The following is a 19,124-nucleotide window of genomic DNA, read 5'->3' as shown; positions in this document are numbered from 1 at the left end:
AGTCGGTTATACGTGCGGAACAGTATTACCGGCTGTTTTCACCGTCCGGTTAAGCGGAATTAGTATAAAAGAAAGAACCATAAATGCCGCCACGCGGACCAGGTTCATCTCCCGCCAGCGTGCAGCTTTTTGCACGAGCATTTGATCGACGGCATCTGTGACGGGTATTTGCTGAAAGAAAATGATCACCGGAGCGAAATACAGCAGCGTCCAGGCCCGCACGGCTATGTGCGCTACGACGACCACCAGTAATATCTTCCGCCGGGCAGGTATTTTCCAATTCAGAATAAGGGCCGCCAGAAACGTTAGTTCGTGCAGCGAGTGGGCGACGATCCAGAAAACTTTAAAGTCTAATCCGTAAGGGCCGTGAAACAAATGCAGGGACGCCGGCGGCGCGGCCGTCCACACCGGAACCAGCACTGCCGTTTCAAATAATTGCGCACCGTTGAGCAACAGATAAGCCACTGTGGTGACTAACATCGAGGTGTTGGCCGCGGTGTGATCCGCAGCCGAGGTTTTAAGCGAAATTTCCATTCAAATACATCGGTTCAGTTGTTATAATGACAAAAATATATCGATTTAGATATATAAACAACGAAACCGACTATTTTATTTACATTTACAGCAAAAACGATCCATTATGAGACCAGTTGTCGAATTGATCAGTGAGTGGGATAGTTACCAGGAAACACATCCGGATGCTACGGTGGCCGGTTTTTGCCGTCATTACCTGGCTATGGCGGAAACCAAAGCGTCGGGCGAGGGCCTTTTTTCCGGCATCGAACCGCCGGACATGACATCCACAGTAGCCAAGCTGGTCGGTCGGCTAGGTGCCATGCTGACCACCTATTCTAAATTGGCTCTAAAAGAGGGTGAGGAAGTGGAGCTGGACTGGTTCTATTGCCTGAATGCTATTTTCCACCAGGGAGAGGCCCGCAAAATTGATATTATCACCTATAACTTTCTCGAACAAACCACCGGCATCGACATGCTCAACCGACTGAAAAAGGCCGGTTTCATTTCCGAAAGGGCCGATCCTTCCGATAAACGCGCAAAGCTTGTGCAGCTCACGGCCGAGGGAAAACAACTGCTGTTCAAGCTCTATGAGCGGCTGTACTTGCCGGCCTATTTGCTGTTTGGCGAAATGTCAAAAGTGGATGCTCACCTAATGGTGAACCTGCTGGGCCCTATCGAGCAGAAGCACGGAAAAATATTAGAAGAGAACCGGTCCAAAGGCTTCGCCGATTTGCTGACGGAGATATTAGGTGTTGAAAAACTCGATGAGATAAACCGGTTCCAGCAAAATCAGATTACGCAGTTCGCTGCCGGCAAACCGTGACGAGGCATCATGCTTTCGCCCAGGTTTGCATATTAAGATCTATATACCCAAAAAAGAAGCCTTTTGGAGTTCACGATGTTAATATTCCTTACAATTCAGTTAATGTTTTGCGCAATCTTCCTATCCAAATACAATTCCTTTGTATTGTTATAAACCAAAGACCCAACAGAGGTAACTACCATATTATCAGCGCCTGTACAGCTATCCCCGGCTATCATCATGAAGACATTAGTTTGTGAATCTCCCGGAAATTTCCGGTACCACGAGTCCGAAATTCCCGCTCTGACGGAAAATCACACGATCTTAAAAATCAAAACCATCGGCATCTGCGGTACCGATTTGCACGCATTCGAAGGAACACAGCCGTTTTTCAATTATCCGAGAATACTCGGCCATGAGCTCGCCGGTGAGATCGTGGCAACGCATGGAGCGCCAGGCTTTTCCGTGGGCGAAGCCGTCACTTTCCAGCCCTATTTCCACTGCGGGCATTGCGTCGCGTGCCGCAATGGGAAGACCAATTGCTGCACGAGCATGAAAGTTTTCGGGGTACATATCGACGGCGGGATGTCCGAATTCATATCCGTACCGTCCGACAAACTGGTTCATGCCGAAGGGCTTACATTTGAAGAACTGGCTTTGGTTGAGCCGCTCGCGATAGGTGCTCATGCCATCCGCCGGGCCGGTGTCACAGCCAATGACACGGTACTGGTCGTGGGAGCGGGTCCTATCGGTTTGGGAGTGATGGAATTCGCCCGGATCGCTGGTGCGAAGGTGATCGGCCTGGATATCCATGCGGGCCGGCTGCGGTTCGCCGAAGAAAAAATCCAGCTGAAACACGGTATCAATGGTCTAACGCAGGATGTGACCCGGGAACTGGCCCGCCTGACCGACGGCGATATGCCCACGATAGTTGTCGACGCTACCGGCAGCCTCAAGGCCATTAACAAGGGATTTGAATACCTATCTCATGGCGGAACATATGTACTCGTGGGCCTGCAAGGCGGGGAAATTGCTTTCAGCCATCCAGAGTTCCACAAGCGGGAAGCGACGCTGATGAGCAGCCGGAATGCCACCAGATCCGATTTCGAATACGTTATCAGTTGCATTAAAAACGGGCTGATAACCCCTGCGAACTACATTACCCACCGCGTTGAATTCACTGAGGTCAAGTCCGACTTTGAAAGCTGGCTCGATCCCGCCACGAACGTGATCAAAGCCATGGCATTCATGGATTAACCCGCATCCATAACCCAAAAACTATCTATCTTACCCGGACATTTTTATGAATCTTTTACCCAGAAAGTTAATTGCTGTCTCACTTTTGGGGCTTTGGTGTTTCGGCTCGTTCGCGCAGAAGCCTGCGGAGCTGAAACTTTGGTATAAACAGCCGGCCGCCAGATGGGTGGAGGCATTGCCGGTTGGGAACGGGCATATTGGCGCGATGATCTTCGGAGGCGTTGAACAGGAATTGCTGCAACTCAACGAGAGCTCGCTCTGGTCGGGCGGGCCTGTGAAAACGAATGTGAACCCGGCCTCGGCGTCGTATCTCCCGCAAGTCAGGGAAGCGCTTTTGAAAGAGCAGGACTACCAGAAAGCTAATGCATTACTCAAAAAGATGCAGGGGCTCTATACCGAGTCGTATATGCCGATGGGTGACTTGCGGATCACACAGGACCTTGCTGGTAGAAAACCAACCGGCTACTACCGGGACCTGGATATTGCCAATTCCATAGCCAGCACGAGCTTCACCGTCGACGGTGTCAGCTACAAAAGGGAAATTTTCACCTCGGCGCCCGACAACATTCTGGTTATGAGAATATCGGCTTCAAAACCGAAACAGCTCAACTTCACGGTTTCGGCCAGCAGCCAGCTGCATTTTAAGCGCGAAACCGCCGGAAAAGAGCTCGTAGTAAGCGGCAAAGCTCCCTCGCATGTTAATCCGAACTATTACAATCCACCCGGACAGGAGCCGATCATTTACGACGATCCCAATGGCTGCAACGGCACGAGGTTTCAATTCAGGATCAAAGCGGTAAGCAAGGACGGCATTATTTCCACGGACACCTCGGGGATTAAAGTGAAAGATGCGACCGAAGTGTTTGTATACCTGTCGGCGGCCACGAGCTTCAACGGATTTGATAAATGCCCTGACAAAGACGGGAAAGATGAGAAAGCGCTGGCCAAAGGTTACCTGGACAAGGCGCTAGCCAGGCCCTATACCGATCTCAAAAATCGACACGAACTTGATTATCATACCTATTTCAACCGCGTGAAGTTCGAGCTGACGGATCACACACCCGACAACCCCAATCTGAAACTGGCGTCCGACGAGCGCCTGAAAGCCTACTCAAAAGGAGATTATGATCCGAAGCTCGAAGTGCTTTACTATCAATACGGAAGGTATTTGCTGATCTCGTCTTCACGTCCCGCACTACCGGGCGTACCCGCGGGCCCGCCTGCGAACCTGCAAGGCATATGGAACAAGGAAATGCGGCCGCCTTGGAGTTCCAACTACACGATCAATATCAACACGCAGATGAACTACTGGCCGGCAGAGGTGACGAACCTTTCGGAAATGCATATGCCCCTGCTCGCTTGGATCAAAGACCTTTCCCAAACCGGCAAGGTGACGGCAAAGGAATTTTACGGTGCACGGGGCTGGGTGGCACACCACAATGCGGACATATGGGGCATGTCCAACCCGGTGGGTAATGTCGGGGATGGCGATCCGGTGTGGGCCAACTGGTATATGGGTGCCAACTGGCTGTGCCAGCACCTGTGGGAGCACTACCGGTTTTCGGGCGACAAGGCATTCCTGCGTGACAAGGGCTATCCGCTCATGAAGGAAGCAGCGCTATTTACGCTCGATTGGCTGGTAGAAGATCAGGACGGTTACCTGGTGACAGCCCCTTCCACTTCCCCGGAGAACAAGTTCAAAGACCCCAAAGGCGGGGAAGCGGCCGTTTCGGTAGCTACTACCATGGACATTTCCATTGTGTACGATCTGTTTTCGAACCTCATCGATGCAGCGGATGTGCTAGGCAATGATCCGGAATTTAAAAAGTTGCTGATTGAAAAAAGGGCTAAACTCTACCCGCTGAAAATAGACAAGCGCGGCAGGTTGCAGGAATGGTACAAAGACTTTGAGGAAACCGACACCTTGCACCGCCACGTATCGCACCTGTTCGGACTGCACCCGGGACGTCAGATTTCTCAAAACACGCCGGAATACTTCCAGGCAGCCAGGAAAACGCTCGAAGTGCGTGGCGACCATGGAACCGGGTGGAGCAAGGGCTGGAAAATCAATTTCTGGGCGCGGCTCCTCGACGGCGACCACGCCTACAAGCTCATTCGACAGCTGATGAAATACACCAATGAAGGCAATAGCGAATACAAAGGCGGCGGGACATACCCTAACTTTTTCGACGCCCACCCGCCTTTCCAGATCGACGGAAACTTTGCGGGAACTGCGGGGATGTCTGAAATGCTGATCCAGAGCCATTTGAAAGAAATACACCTTTTACCCGCCCTCCCATCCGACTGGAAGGAAGGCAGCATCAGGGGGCTTCGCGCGCGTTCCGGGTTTGAAGTGGATATAAACTGGAAAAATGGAAAACTGACGAGCTCGGTCATCAAATCACTGGACGGCCAAGTATGCAGGATCAAAACCAATGCACCTGTGAAAGTAGCCGGCGCAACCACCACGAAGACTGACGCCGGGTATATTACCGAGTTTAAGACCGTTAAAGGTAAAACCTATCAGGTTCTGGCTGTTAACTGATTGCATTCAGGTCTGTATCTGAAATCAATATAAAAGTCTTTTCAATAAAACAGCCCGGTTGCGATCAGTAACCGGGCTGTTTTCTATTGGTAGTAATGTGGTTAACGCCTCGCGCCCGTACGATAGGCATCGCGGATCTGGCGCTGGTACTTTGCATGCAGCATCGTGGCCACTTTCGCGCTATTTCCCTTCGGCTCGACAGGATAGTCCTTTCGCGTATTCACCCATTGCCACTCCCATTGGCGGATTGATTTTTCAAAACCCTGCCAATCAGGCGTTGTCTTGGATTTCATTGAATTCTCCAACATACCAAAGAACCGCTCCCACCTCACCTTATAAAAGTCGTTGAGCAGCCCGCTCCACTGGCGGTTGGCATATTCATGCAACGGACTGTCCGCATCGCCCCATAGCGTGATCAGGTCACGGGCATTTTGCTCGTAAAGTGCCTTTTCCGCAGGCGTAGTCCCCCATTGCCTCGCCGAGGCAATCCACGGGCCGAGCAAAAAGTCTTTGCGGGTCGCCAGCAGCAGGTCCAGGTCTGTGATCAGTTCAAGAAAAGCGCGGCTGTTTTTTTCGAAAGCTGCTTTATCTCCGCTGCGAAACGCCTCTACCCACCGTTTCTGCACGACCAATGCATAGTTGGCCAGTACCTGGCGCGAAATATCAGTCAGGTCGTAGAGGAAACCTTCGGTATGAGGCCCTTTTATCGCCACCGCCATGAAGAGATTCCAGGCCGGAAGCAGGTCGGCGGGCGGGTAGTTCAGCTTAGTCCGGGTCCATACGGTGGTAGAGTCCAGCGTAGGCCTGCCGGTAATGATCGACTCGGCCCCGTCGCGTATTTCCATGCCGTTGTAAGCAGTGCGGCGGAGGATTTGCCACGCCTTTACCAGCCGCTCGTCGTCTTTCCCATACCGGTTGCGTGCATATTTGGGAAGCCAATCATCGAGGTCGATGGGCGTTGTCCGCCAGGTGTGGTCCATCATCAGTTCGTAAATGACGGGATTCTGCTCGATGGCCTCCATCGTCAGCCCAATCCCTTCCATGCGCTTTTTGGCGGGGTCGTTCCAGGCCGCCGCTGGTCCCTGGGCTACGCCATCCATTCGTCCGAAGAGGTTCACATTGCCGCCGAAGTTGTTGAGCATGTTCCATATCCAGGGCTTCCCGTAAAAAGCGTCCGTCCGCTTCCAAACCGGCTCTATTTCCGCGGCCAGGTCCAGCAACAGCATCCGGTCGTCGGGTACCGCATTGAGCAATGCTTCAATCTGCGGCGCTTTCCAGAACTTGCGGTCGCTGTAAAATAGCCAGCCCTGCATTACCCACACGGCTTCGGGGTCAGCCTGCTGCATCCCCTGGTAAATACGCTCGCTGAGTTTGGAAAGGTAAGCGGGATCGTCGGTAGGTGGCTCGTTTTCATTGAATGTATCAGCCGAATAGAGGTGGTCGGTGCCGTAAAGTTCTTTTTGTTTATCCAAAAAACGCTTCCCTATCTCCGCAAAAAGCGGGTCTTGTGAGTCGAGAATGTAGGTATCCCCGAAACCGTTGGTCCAGTTGGTCGCTTTCAGCTGGGCGTTGGGATATTTCTTGCGGAACGCCGCCGGAACGTGCCCGGTAAATGCGGGCAGCACTGGTTTCATCCCCAACTCCCGTTCGCGCCGGACGATCTGCTGTTGCAAAGTCTTGTGGCTTTCCATCCAGCTCAGCGGCAACGGACCACCCCAGCCATCGAGATTACCCATCCAGAACCAGCCAAAATAGGCCGGACCGCTGAAAAAGTCTTTGAGATCCTCTTCTGTAAAACCCATCTCCTTGTACACCTGCAACCACACATACTCTTCCCCGGTAATGGCGAGCGGCATGTTGATGCCATGCAGGGCCATCCAGTCGATCTCCTTCTGCCAACGGTCCCAGCCCCACCAGCTCATGCTGTAATTGAAAGTGCAGTAATTGAGATTATAACGATACCGGTACACCGTTTCCTTCCGCACTTTGGTCGGCACGACGGGTAATTGGGCAGGCAGCGTCAGGTTTGTACCATTCCAGGTAATCTGGCAATGCACATATTCGGTGAGGTAATGGTATAAGGCAGAGGCTATCGCTACGCCGCTGGAACCACGAAGGACGATTTTACCCGCTTTACTTTCGATTTCAAATTCATCCTTACCCGACCCCGAATGCAGTTCCTCAACCTGAAAATGCGAAGCGTGCGTTGGGACCACTCTCTGTATCAGGGAACTTGCGGGATTGACAACCGCCTGGGCGATGGAAGTCTTCGCGAGAACACTCATCAAAAAGGTAAGACAAAACCGGTTGACCCTTCCCAACCATCGAGGAGAAGAACCACCATTACGGAAATGATTCATTTTAAAATACGGAATGATTGGCCTGTCGGCAGCTGAATGCTGCGACTGGAACGATGTGAATGAAAGCATTCTCCGTACCCGAAATGCGGCTACGGAGAATGTTGTAAATCAATAACCCGGATTCTGGACCAGGGCAGGGTTGAGTTGCAGCGCCACTCTTGGGATCGGGAAAATGCGCTTGTTCACGTCCGAATCGGTTTTGTAGCCCCATTTGCCCTCGAACTTCCCGAAACGGATCATGTCATTCCGGTGCCAGCCCTCCGAGACAAATTCACGCGCTCTTTCCGCGTAAATAAATTCAAGATTAACGCTCGTTAAAGCCGGCGAGGTGGTCCGCTGCGCCCGCAGCTCATTCACCAGCGACAATGCGGTATGACCAAGCGTCGGACTTCCGCCGCGTAGTATCGCCTCGGCTTTCATCAAAATAATATCAGAATATCTGAAGACGGGGATATCATTGTTCTGATTCCGGTTGAGCGAACTCGCATCGGGGTAAAACTTCATATTGCGGTACCCCATGTGCCAGGCGATTTCATCGTTACCCGCGTCAAAAGAAGCTACGTCCTGACGCAGTACCACTTCCGGCGTCAGTTTCACCTGGTAAGTGTAGGGTGCTGACGGATCGCTGCCTTTGTAAAACTGATCGTAACCGATTTTGGTCGTCGTAACAGTCAGCGGGGTGACGCCGTCGTTCATATACTGCAACCCGGTAAGCCATTGCTTGTTACGGATATCGCCTTCATCATTGAAATTGGCGTAATATTCCGGCAGTGTACAAGCACTTCCGGCAGGCGTATACGGCAGGTTGAACTTCTTAACCATGCTTCTCGGAATGTCGTACCGCGCGCGGATGTTGACGCTTCTGAATGGGAAAGTATTGGTTTGCGCCGGGTCGTAAGGAATCGCGAAAATAAACTCCTTCATCTGAGGCCCGTTGTTCGGATAGAACATGTTCAGATAACTGTTTCTGGGCTCCAATGCATACAATCCCGAACCGATCACCTTGTCGCAGGCGGCAATGCAATCGTTATACCGGTTTGTGCCGGTGTAGTACTCGGCGTTCAGGTACATTTTGGCCAGCAAGGCATAGGCAGTCCATTTGTTGGGCCTTCCGTATTGAGACACGCCCGATACATCGTTCAGATTGGGGATCGCATCCTGGATTTCTTTTTCGATAAAATTGAAAACTTCTGTCCTGGGCGAGTTGGTTTTGGGTGCAAAATCACCGTAAGTCGTATAGATAGGCACATTCCCAAAACTATCCATCATCATGAAATAGGCTAATGCGCGTACCATTTTGATCTCCGCCAGGCTCGTTTGCTTCGCTGCGCCGTCGGGCATTTTCTGTTCCAGAATGGAGAGCGTCTGGTTGGCGACGCCGATAATGGTCGACAACCAGGTCCAGTGGCCGTTCACATAGCCGTTGTCCACCGTCCAGGTGTGCAGATGCAAAGTCTGGTTTTGACCGCCGTCGTACCAGTTACCTCCCCGGGCGGGCATAATGCCCTCATCCGTGCTATATGCCGCGATCTGATAGGCTTCCGCTCCGAAATTCCCCCTCAGTGCCACATAAACAGGCCCGGCTGCGGAAATGAATTGTTCATCCGTACTCGGGAAAACGTCGGTCGTCAGCGCGGTCGTGACCGGCACGTCCAGGTCGTGGCAGGCAAACAGCGCGGTTGCCGCCAGCGTTGAGAAAACTAGTTTTATATATGAATTCTTCATGATCCTGCTTCGATGTTAGATGGAAATATTCAGACCGAATAGAAACGTACGGGTCTTCGGATAGAAGTTGTTGTAGTCAACGCCCGGCGCAATGCCACCCTGGTTAACCTCCGGATCCACACCTTTGTATTTGGTGATGACAAACAAGTTGTTGACGGAAGTATAAACCCTCAGATTTTTGACATACGGCCCCAGCTTCTTGAAATTATAGCCCAGCGTAGCATTATCGAGCCTCACAAAACTGCCGCTTTCCAGGAAACGCGACGAGTAAACGTAAGCATTGAAATCACTCACCGGTTCGTTGGCCACTTCCGCGAGAATATTGGCATACTGCGCAGTACTCGGCCTGAACAGGTCGGCGCGGGTCGCATTGAAGATCTTGTTTCCGAATACACCCCTCACGAACACGTTCAAATCGAAGTTTTTGTACCTCAGGCTGTTCGTCCAGCCCATCATCAACTTGGGTTGCGAGCTACCCAGGTAGTGATAGTCCTTTCCAACTACCGGCGTGGTCGTCAGGCTACCGTCTGCGGCTACGAATTGAGAAACGCCCGCTTCATTTTTTCCGGCGTACAGGAACGAAAAGAATTGTCCCAACGGACGGCCCGCTTTCAGGATCTGAAGTGACCTTCCCGACTGCCCGCCGCCCTCGGGACGCGACAACAATACGGAATCTCCGCCCGCAAACAGGGGATTCGTAAGGCTGGTGATCTCGTTTTTATTGTGCGCCAAATTGATTCCGCTCGTCCAGCTGAAATTAGTCCGGTCCACTATTTTCGCATTAAGGTTGAACTCAACGCCTTTGTTATTCACGCTTCCGCCATTTGCTACAATGCTTCCCGATGGCACCAGGATCGGATCCACCGTGTAGGAATAGATCATCCCAGTGGTGTTTTTATCATATACTTCGAGTGAACCGTTTACCCGGTTGCCCAGCACGGCAAAGTCGAGACCGACATTGGTCGTAGCCGTTTTCTCCCATTTCAGATTAGCATTTTCGGACTTCGTCGGACCGTATGCACCTGTGAGTGAGCCATTGTAGTAGTACGTACCCAAAGCGCCAGAGATGAATTGCGCCGTGTAGGCATTGAAGCCGGTGGCATTACCTGTAACGCCATAGCTGGCTCTCAGTTTCAGGTCACTGAAGACATGCTGGCTTTCCATGAAACCTTCCTGGCTGATTCTCCACGCGGCACCTACCGAAGGAAAGTAACCCCATTGATTATTGGCCCCGAACACCGAGCTGCCGTCCCTTCTGACCGACCCTTGCAGCAAATACTTGCTTTTATAGTTGTAGTTGAATCTGGCAAAATCGGAAATCAGCTGCGTTTCCTGATAAACTCCATCCGGCCCAAAGCTGATCTGATATCCCGAGGTGCCGTATGGATTACTCAAAGCGAGGTTATTGTAAGTTACGTTATCGACCGGGAAGTTGCTGGTCGTTACCTGAAAACCTTGGCCTACCTTGTTGTTCTGCCACGAGTAACCTACTACCGCATTGATGGAATGATCGCCGAATTCCTTGTTCCAGGTCAGGTAAGTTTCCAGGATTTTACTGGTATTCTGGTACGAACTCCTGTTTGCCTGCCCGTTTTTCCCGAATGATTGGACCTTATGGAAATCTACCCCCGGATCCGGGTTATCGTACATATTATTGTAATTGTTCGTAAAATATTTATTGTAGTACGTTCCCTGCAAGGCATTGGTATTCAGGTACGAGATATCCAGATTGTAAGTCAGCCCGAAAGGCAGCTCCACCTGCGTTTTAAAACTTCCGATGAGATTGTTCGATTTCGTATTCATCTCACTGTTGTGGATCATCGCCACCGGATTGTAGTAGTTGGTGTTCTGAAAATTTTCAAAATAGGAACCGTCCTCTTTTCTGATCGGCGAAACAGGCAGGTAAGAAGTGGATTGCAGCAAAACAGTATTACGATAAGGAATATCGTTGGCATTACTATGCGAGTTTGTAACCGAGAAGCCGAATTTCAATTTGTCCTTCAAGGCACGCTGCTCAACGGACAAACGGCCGATGACGCGGGTCAGATCACTGTTCAGCAGGATACCGTCTTTCTTCACGTAATTCAAACTCGCGGCGTAAGTCGTGTGTTCGCCGCCGCCATTGAAAGACAAGTTGTGATTGGTGGAAACCGCGGTCTTTTTCTGGATAGACGACTGCCAGTCTGTATTGGCCCCTTTGTCATCCGCAGGCGTAAAGCCGATGCCGTTTTTATCCAGAAAGGCCCTCAGCTGGTCCGCGGTCATCATATCCAGTTTGTTCGAAACCTTCTCGATACCCACATAACCGTTATAGGAAATCTGCATCGTGCCTGCTTTTCCCTTCTTGGTGGTGACCATGATCACACCATTGGCGGCGCGGTTACCATAGATGGCCGTCGCAGCCGCGTCTTTCAACACATCGATAGAAGCGATATCATCCGGCGCAATGGTGGCAATATCGGCCCCGGGCACACCGTCGATCACGTAAAACGGCCCCTGCGCGCTGTTAATCGTGGACGCACCGCGCATCACCACCGCCGCCGGCTTGTTGGGGTCCCCGCTGGCAGTGATGTTCAGTCCCGGCACTTTCCCCTGAAGTAACTGTCCTACATCGGTAATGGCGCCGTTATTGAGTTCCTCCCTTTTGACCGTACTGACCGCACTCGTCAGATTTTTCCGCGACTGCTGACCATAACCCACTACTGCCACCTCATTCAGGGTAGTGTTGGCTTCCTTTAATGCAACCGAAATGTTCGTTTGCTTGCCAACCAGAACTTCCCTGGATTCAAACCCGATGTAAGAAAAAACAAGTACATCCGTATCCGTCACATCGATCGAAAAATTTCCGTCGGCGTCCGTCACAGTCCCGAGCTTGCTGGCCTTCACAACTACAGTCACGCCTACGAGCGGCTTTCCGTCCGAGCCCATCACCTGCCCCTTGATCAGTTGCGAGGCTTTGGGGGCCGGAGGTGCTATCTTCAACTGCTTCTTGGCCTGCAAAACCACCGTTTTGTCCACGATGGAATATTCCAGCGGCTGGTTCACGAAACATTTGGCCAATACTTCTTCGAGGGTGCTCTCCCGCATGGAGATCGTCACCCTTTCCGACTTCTGGATCAGTTCCGTTTTATACCAGAACGAGTAGCCGCTCTGTTTTTCGATTTCCTTCAAAACCCTTTCCAGCGGTGCATTCTTCGCCAGGATGGTGATCTTCTGCGAAAAGCTGCTGGCGCTTACCTGCATGCAGAATGCGAACGAAAAAATAAAGATCAGTTTCATAACCAGAATGGCCCTGATAAAGGGGGAGCGGGGCGGTCCTTCATAGGCATATAAAGCCCCCAGCCCCTTTTGGATAAAAGAGTTGTGGTTCATACTTTTGTCTTGAGAGTTGGTACTAAACAGTAGGACAATTGTTTACGGTTGCCAGGCTCTTGCGGGATCGGGAGCGGTTGCAACGTTCCCGATCTTTTTTTGCAGACACCGGCGAAGTAGTCGTTATTCGGTCATAGGCAGGAGGTTTACGGTGTCACAATAATGGTTTTATCTTCGATCCTGAACTTCACCCCGCTCAATGCAAGGATTTTCAGCAGTTTGGATACATTGGAGTTGCGCGGCAGCCGGCCCGTAAAATTCTCTCCGCGGGTATTTCCTTCATACTGCACCTCTACATCATACCAGCGCGATACCTGCCGCATAACGCTTTCCAGGCTCTCGTTTTCGAACTGGAAATAGCCGTTTTTCCAGGAAAGCTCCTTGTCTGTATCCACGCCTTCCACTATCCTCACGTTGCCCGTACCCGCGTTGATGCGAGCTTGCTGGCCCGGCGCGAGCAGCACCTCGCTGATTCCCCGCGACACTTTTACTGCCCCTTCGAGCAGCGTCGTACGCATCACCTTCTCGTCGTCGTAAGCCATCACATTGAAATGCGTACCCAGCACGGTGATCCGTGTTTCACCATTTTTCACCACGAAAGGCATATGCTTGTTATGCGCCACTTCGAAGTATACCTCGCCGGTAATCTCCACATTCCGCTGCTTGCCGGTGAATGCGGTCGGGAAGCGGAGGCTCGACGCGGCATTCAGCCATGCGCCCGTTCCGTCGGGCAATACAATGTGGAACTGGCCGCCCTTGGGCGTAGTCACCGTATTGATCACCGGTATGCCGCCAGGCTCCCGCCCCTCCTTGTACACCAGCTGGCCTTTGCCCGCTTGCGTTACGCTCGTGCCGCCCTGGCTCGCGAGCAACCCGTTACCCGCGCTATCCAGCGTGATACTCGACCCGTCACCGAGTGTCAGGACCGCCTTATTGCCGCCAGGAGGCAGATCGGCTGGTTGCACCGTGGCCACCTTCTGCTGCGCCAGTTGCACCTTACCCTGGTAGCCTTTCCACCAGTAGAGCCCGAATCCGATCAAAAGTGCCGCCGCTACCAGCTTAGGCCAGAGCCAGGTAATGCCGCGCGCCTGTTCCGGCTCATCGAAGGTTGTTTCCTCCGACGGGAAAATGTTCGACAGAATGCGGTCCGATACAGCCTCAGGCATCGGCTCGCGGGGTTCGAAAGTATCCCAAAGCCGTTCCAGTCCCCGGGCAATGCGTTCATCGTCGGGGTTCAGGCGTATCCATTCTGCCAGCTCCCGTTTTTCAGAAACAGCAAGCGTTCCGTCCATCAATTTGCCTATCAGAAGGCCTATCCGCTCGTCGTTCATAAAATATCTCCATTCCGGCATTGATCCTTATTTAATTCGGCCATCCGGCTATTTGTTTCAAACAAAAGCAAGCGGTTACGACCGGTTGCCAAATGAAAGACAATCGGGAAAACGGCAGGGACTAGTCTGCACCGAAAATTTTTGATTTATTTTTTTAAAGCGAGTAGAGCGGTCACGACGAGCAGTGAATCGGCGTGGCGGCGGAGCTGGTGGCGAATGGTCGCCATTGCCTGCACCATGTGGTTTTTGACGGTGTTGGGCGAGATTTTCAGGAGTCCGGCAATCTCTTCATGGCTTTTGCCTTCATCGCGGCTCAGCCGGTAGATCGTCTTCTGCTGAGGCGGCAGCGCCTCCACGACGGATTTCAGCACTTGCTCCACCTCCCGCGCAGCGAGCATATCCTGGGCATTGTTACCCGCCTGGTCGCCATCCCGGAACATCTCTGAAACGATCGCCATTTCGTGGGCTACACGCTTGAAATGATTGAGTACCTGATTTTTAGCCATCCGGAAAATATAGTTTCCGAAGTTGTCGATGGAAGCCATCGCGGCACGTTCCACCCAGAGCTTCATAAACACATCCTGGACGATATCCTCCGCCAACATTTCCGATTGCGTCAGCCGCAGCGTGTAGCTGTACAGTTTGTGCTTATGACGGTGAAAGAGTGTGACAAAAGCAGCCTGACTTCCCTGTGCAACAGAAAGCAAAAGATTCTTTTCCCGATCCAGATAAGCCTCACTCAAACGTTATACAGAATTAATACCTAACAAGTAACCAAAAGGCAATATATTATTCTAAAAATCCATTACAATTTAAACAAAAGTATGGGATAGCGCAAACAAAACAAAAAGCATAACAAGCACGGAACCGCACACATCCGCTTCTTGCCCGGCACCACAGCTGGTTACTTCCACTCACTCGCGGGCCCCGCCCGACGCCTCCCGTTTCAGTGCCTGCATGAATTGCAATGGCGACTTACCATATTCCTTCTTGAATACCCTCGAAAAGTTGGAGCTGCTTTGCAAACCGACACGGTCAACGACCTTGTTGAGCGGGATGTCTTCGTGGGTCATGATCTGGATTGCTTTTTTTAACCGGATCGTACGCACGAAGTCCCCGACGGACTGATCGGTAATGCTTTTGATCTTTTGGTACAGTTTGGTCCGGCTGGTGTATAAATGCCGGCAGAGGAAGTCGACATCCAGGTTCGGGTCTTCCATATGATCTTCGATGAGCTTCAGCAATGCCTGGAAAAACTCCTTGTCTTTCTCCGAATGCACCAGTTCGCTGGCCTCCGAAAGATAATTGTTGGTGAATTTTTTGCGAAGTTTTTCACGCTGCTCGAAGACGTTATTGACCGTCAGCATTAGCAGGTCAATGCTCAGCGGTTTGGAAAAATAAAAATCCGCGCCCGATTCCATTCCCTCGATCTTGCTGGTGAGTGCGTCCTTTGCCGAGAGGATAATGAACGGAATATGGCTGGTTTCAAAACGCTCCTTGATCTGCCGGCAAAGCTCGATGCCGCTGATACCCGGCATCATCACGTCGCTGATAATCAGGTCGGGCACCTTTTCCGCGGCCAGCTTCATGGCTGTATCACCATCGGCGGCCTCGTATATAAAATACTGCTGCTCAAACCTTTGCTTCAAGAAAATACGCAACTCGGCATTGTCATCCACGAGCAGGATGCGTTTTCCTGACTGGACACCCTCCTGCCGGCCCGAAACGGGATCGGTAAGAGGTGCCAGGATCGAATGATCAGTAGGTTCGAGCCGCACCTCCGGCTCGAAAGTGGATGGCGCACGCTCCGTCTCGCCCCAGTTTTCTTCTCCCAGAGGTATCCCGATGATAATCTCGGTGCCCTTGTAGCGCTCGCTGTACACATATATGTCGCCTTTGTGCAGGTGCGTGAGGCTCTTGACGAGCGCAAGCCCCACGCCCGAGCCCAGGTGGTCGCTGCTGATGCGGTAGTAGCGATCGAAAATCCGGGTAATGGTATCGGCCGAAATACCGATACCGGTATCCGCTACACGGAAATACAGGTACTTTCGGGCCCGGTGCGTCTGGTGCAGCAGTTCGAAACCCGTCTCGAACGACCGTTTGAATCGGCTGAGGTCGGTAAAAATTTCAAAGGTGACCTCTCCCCCATCCTGCGTGTATTTGAACGAGTTATTCAGCAGGTTCAGCAGTATCTTTTCGAGAATCTGGGCATCGAAAAGTCCCATTAACGGCCAGTGGGTTTTCTTCTGCGTATGGTCGATGAGATTCAATACAATGTTCTTGCTGGCTGCCACACCATCGAACTCCGCTGTCAGCTGCTTGCAAAACTCACTGACTGCCAGGGGCCTCACCTGCAATTTAATCAGACTATCGGATACTTTTTTGAAGTTCATCAGTTCGCTGATGAGATTGATAAGCCGCTTTGCATTCCGGTGCATGAGCTGGTAGGAATGCCCGAGCGCGGCGTCGTTGTTCTGGCTTATCAGACTTTCCAGCGGGCCGAGTATCAGCGACAGCGGCGTGCGGAATTCGTGCGAAACATTGGTGAAGAACATCAGCTGCTGCTGGTAAAATTCTTCCCGCTGGCGGTGTATTTCCTCCCGCTCCTGTTCGGCTACCCCGCGCACCTCTATTTCCCTTTTGAGCCGGTGCCAGCGCGCCTGGTAAAAGTAAATACCCGCCAATGCGGAAATGGCCAGCAGGGCGTAGAGCGCCTTAGCCAGGTCGGTCTTCCACCACGGCGGACTGATGTTAATGCTGATTTCGGCGCGGCGCCTGCTCCATATGCCGTCGTTGTTGGTCGCTTCGAGCACGAGCCGGTAATTTCCATAACTCAGGTTGCTGTATCCGGCCCTGGGGTTATTGCCATCGGTGTAATTCCAGTCGTTGTCAAAGCCGATCAGCTTGTAGCGGTACCTGCATTTAAGCGGGTTGGCAAAATGCATGGCCGAGAAGGAAACGATGAAGTTATTCTGCTGATAATTGAGCTGCACATTCTCACCATAGCCGATGGCCTGGCTCACCACATCGTCCGTATCGGCCGATCCGTCGATTTCAGGCCGCCGGTTGTTGATCAGGATTCCGGTAAAAACCGGCTTGGCGGCGATGGTGTTGGGGCGGATTTGCTGCGGATAAAAATAATTCAGGCCGTTGATGCCCCCGAAATACATTTTCCCGTCGGCCGCTTTGAACGACGACCTGATTTTGAAACTGTTCCCCTGCAAACCGTCGTTTTTGTCGTAACGGATCAGTTTCCCCGTCTTCGAATTGAGGCATAGCAAGCCGTTTCCTCCCAGCCAGATGTTATCGCCGTCGATCTCGATGCCTTCCACATCATTGAAAATGCCATGGTTCTCTCCAAAATGCTCGATACGTGTGGAGCGGTCGCGCTCACGCAGCGAGAGGCGGTGCAGCCCGCCGCCGATCGTGCCGATCCAGTAGGTACTGTCATTCTGCCTGCCTATCACGGCGCTGTAATCCGAACTGAGCGAATGCGGCTGCGACGTCGCCCGGTAACTGATGGTCCGCAAAACGCGCCCCTGCGCATCGACTGTAATACGTTTCACGCCCTGCCTGGTCGCGACAAACAATTCCGGTTTGTCCTTTTCAGCCAGAATAAAATGTCCTTCGTCATATTCCCGGACGCGGTATCTCCCTGTCGCGTCTTTCCATATCACCCCGAGCTTTTCGAGATTTCCGTACCAGATGTTTCCGTAGTAGTCGGCCACCAGCGTGGTTATCCCGAAACTGGGAAACTGTTCATGGCCGTCGGGCTTCCATATTGTCTTTTTGTCGGGCCGGAGAATATCGATTCCCGACTCGGTACCGATCCATAAGTTATGGGCGGCGTCAAATGCCAATGCGGCGACATTATCATTCCGCAGCCTGACGGACGAATTCACGGCATTATAATTGGTGTGGGCTCCCGATTTTCGGTCGTAAAAATCCAGGCCATCCGCATTGGTACCGATCCAGAGATCGCTTCCATCTTCATAAATCGAACGTACGTAGCTGCCGGTCAGCGAATTTGCCTGCCCGGGATCATGCCGCATCGTATAAAAAAGCTTCTGGTTCAGATCGAAATAATTGAGCCCTCCACCCGACGTCCCGACCCACAGGCAATCCGACCGGTCGATATAAACGCGAACGACGGCGGTGGAATTCAAGCTGCGCGGCGCGGATACCTCGTCGATTTTCTGGATCATATTCAGATTGCCATCCAGCCGGATCAATCCCGTGCGGGTATTGACCCAGTAATCCGGGCCATTACCTGCCGCTATCCCGACGATAGGCGTACATTCGGCGCAGGTGAATTGCTTTTTAACAAAAGGCAATTGCCCGCCGCCCGCCAGCAGTACCTGGTTGCCGGAAGCAATGAGCAGATTGTTCCGGTTATCAAAAAAAATTCGCCTGAGACTTTCCGACGGCAAACCGCTCACCGGCACCTTGACAAACCGCCGCTTGCCTTCGAGCCGCCAAAGCCCTTTGTCGCTCGCAAAATGGAGGACGCCGTTCCGATCGGGCTGCATATCGAAAAAACGAATACCGGCCGGGACGCTCAGCGGCAGCTCATCCAAGGTAGTACCGACGATCCGGTACAACCTGATTTGATTACCGGTCAAGCCGTAGATCAGGTTACCGGTCGGTTTGAAGAACTTCCAGAAAACGGGGTTCTTGCTGGTTTTCCGGATTGTGTAATCAATATACCGCTCATTGGCGGGGTCGAAGCATTGCACTCCGTTTTCGGTACTGAGCCAGATCTTGTCTTCGCCATCGGGGTGGAGCGCGATAATGCGGTTTTTGAATGCATTCTGGAGCGGCACATTGGTATTGTAAAACTGCTGAACCGAATAACCATCGTAACGATCGAGGCCAAAATTGGTCCCTACCCAGATATACCCCTTCCGGTCCTGCGCGAGGTCGTTTACATCGGTATGCGACAAACCTTCGTCCACCGTGAGGTAGCTGAACTTATAGGGGAAGCCCTGCCCAAAGACATAGCCCGGAACAATACACACAACCAGCCACAGGGATATTAACAGGCTCCTCATCAGATTTTATACAATCACATATTCGGTGAATACCATATCCGGGCAAAATTCCGTCTTAAACCGGATTTGTGCAACCGTTTGACGAGCCGTTTTTTTGAAGAAATGAACAATTTGTCAAGAAATGTGTATGATCTGGCAATGATTGTACCCTGCTGAAAGTGGTTA

At 52.0% G+C, this 19,124-nt stretch carries 10 protein-coding genes; 3 read left to right on the top strand and 7 right to left on the bottom strand.

The window, feature by feature from the left end; all coding sequences use genetic code 11:
* Window positions 1-6: 6 nt before the first annotated feature.
* Window positions 7-534: a transposase gene (locus tag AC2YIT_RS24690; protein ID WP_487280945.1), complete on the bottom strand. Its 528-nt coding sequence runs from the start codon at window positions 532-534 to the stop codon at window positions 7-9.
* Between the two features lie 106 nt (window positions 535-640).
* Here AC2YIT_RS24690 and AC2YIT_RS24685 point away from each other — a divergent pair, with 106 nt between their 5' ends.
* The 3 genes from AC2YIT_RS24685 to AC2YIT_RS24675 all read left to right on the top strand — a co-directional run bounded on the left by AC2YIT_RS24685 (window position 641) and on the right by AC2YIT_RS24675 (window position 5,120).
* Window positions 641-1,339 (top strand): MarR family winged helix-turn-helix transcriptional regulator, encoded by a 699-nt coding sequence (locus AC2YIT_RS24685; protein WP_487280944.1) that lies wholly within the window; start codon window positions 641-643, stop codon window positions 1,337-1,339.
* Window positions 1,340-1,558: 219 nt separating this feature from the next.
* Window positions 1,559-2,575, top strand: a complete 1,017-nt coding sequence (locus tag AC2YIT_RS24680; protein WP_487280943.1) for a zinc-binding alcohol dehydrogenase family protein — start codon at window positions 1,559-1,561, stop codon at window positions 2,573-2,575.
* 46 nt (window positions 2,576-2,621) lie between these two features.
* Window positions 2,622-5,120 (top strand): glycoside hydrolase family 95 protein, encoded by a 2,499-nt coding sequence (locus AC2YIT_RS24675; protein WP_487280942.1) that lies wholly within the window; start codon window positions 2,622-2,624, stop codon window positions 5,118-5,120.
* A 101-nt stretch (window positions 5,121-5,221) separates the two neighbouring features.
* Here AC2YIT_RS24675 and AC2YIT_RS24670 read toward each other — a convergent pair whose 3' ends face one another.
* From AC2YIT_RS24670 to AC2YIT_RS24645, 6 genes are all read right to left on the bottom strand, one after another.
* Window positions 5,222-7,405 (bottom strand): alpha-N-acetylglucosaminidase, encoded by a 2,184-nt coding sequence (locus AC2YIT_RS24670; protein ID WP_487280941.1) that lies wholly within the window; start codon window positions 7,403-7,405, stop codon window positions 5,222-5,224.
* Window positions 7,406-7,588: 183 nt separating this feature from the next.
* Window positions 7,589-9,205 (bottom strand): RagB/SusD family nutrient uptake outer membrane protein, encoded by a 1,617-nt coding sequence (locus AC2YIT_RS24665; protein WP_430846899.1) that lies wholly within the window; start codon window positions 9,203-9,205, stop codon window positions 7,589-7,591.
* A 15-nt stretch (window positions 9,206-9,220) separates the two neighbouring features.
* Window positions 9,221-12,577: a TonB-dependent receptor gene (locus AC2YIT_RS24660; protein WP_487280940.1), complete on the bottom strand. Its 3,357-nt coding sequence runs from the start codon at window positions 12,575-12,577 to the stop codon at window positions 9,221-9,223.
* Between the two features lie 146 nt (window positions 12,578-12,723).
* A complete protein-coding gene (locus AC2YIT_RS24655; RefSeq protein WP_487280939.1) occupies window positions 12,724-13,929 on the bottom strand; it encodes a FecR domain-containing protein in 1,206 nt (401 codons plus the stop codon).
* A gap of 125 nt (window positions 13,930-14,054) precedes the next feature.
* On the bottom strand, window positions 14,055-14,651 hold the full coding sequence (locus AC2YIT_RS24650) for an RNA polymerase sigma factor (protein WP_430846893.1): 597 nt from the start codon (window positions 14,649-14,651) through the stop codon (window positions 14,055-14,057).
* A 171-nt stretch (window positions 14,652-14,822) separates the two neighbouring features.
* Window positions 14,823-18,959 carry a hybrid sensor histidine kinase/response regulator transcription factor gene (locus AC2YIT_RS24645; protein WP_487280938.1) on the bottom strand — a complete coding sequence of 1,379 codons (4,137 nt, stop codon included), beginning with the start codon at window positions 18,957-18,959 and terminating at the stop codon, window positions 14,823-14,825.
* Window positions 18,960-19,124 lie beyond the last annotated feature (165 nt).

The sequence above is a fragment of the Dyadobacter sp. SRI_021 genome (assembly GCF_057586235.1).
This window is presented reverse-complemented; position numbering and strand designations above follow the sequence as displayed.

Coding starts and splice junctions, on each gene's coding strand:
- AC2YIT_RS24675 (WP_487280942.1), top strand. CDS start 2,622: ATGAATCTTTTACCCAGAAAGTTAATTGCTGTCTCACTTTTGGGGCTT.
- AC2YIT_RS24660 (WP_487280940.1), bottom strand. CDS start 12,577: ATGAACCACAACTCTTTTATCCAAAAGGGGCTGGGGGCTTTATATGCC.
- AC2YIT_RS24670 (WP_487280941.1), bottom strand. CDS start 7,405: ATGAGTGTTCTCGCGAAGACTTCCATCGCCCAGGCGGTTGTCAATCCC.
- AC2YIT_RS24690 (WP_487280945.1), bottom strand. CDS start 534: ATGGAAATTTCGCTTAAAACCTCGGCTGCGGATCACACCGCGGCCAAC.
- AC2YIT_RS24645 (WP_487280938.1), bottom strand. CDS start 18,959: ATGAGGAGCCTGTTAATATCCCTGTGGCTGGTTGTGTGTATTGTTCCG.
- AC2YIT_RS24685 (WP_487280944.1), top strand. CDS start 641: ATGAGACCAGTTGTCGAATTGATCAGTGAGTGGGATAGTTACCAGGAA.
- AC2YIT_RS24655 (WP_487280939.1), bottom strand. CDS start 13,929: ATGCCGGAATGGAGATATTTTATGAACGACGAGCGGATAGGCCTTCTG.
- AC2YIT_RS24665 (WP_430846899.1), bottom strand. CDS start 9,205: ATGAAGAATTCATATATAAAACTAGTTTTCTCAACGCTGGCGGCAACC.
- AC2YIT_RS24680 (WP_487280943.1), top strand. CDS start 1,559: ATGAAGACATTAGTTTGTGAATCTCCCGGAAATTTCCGGTACCACGAG.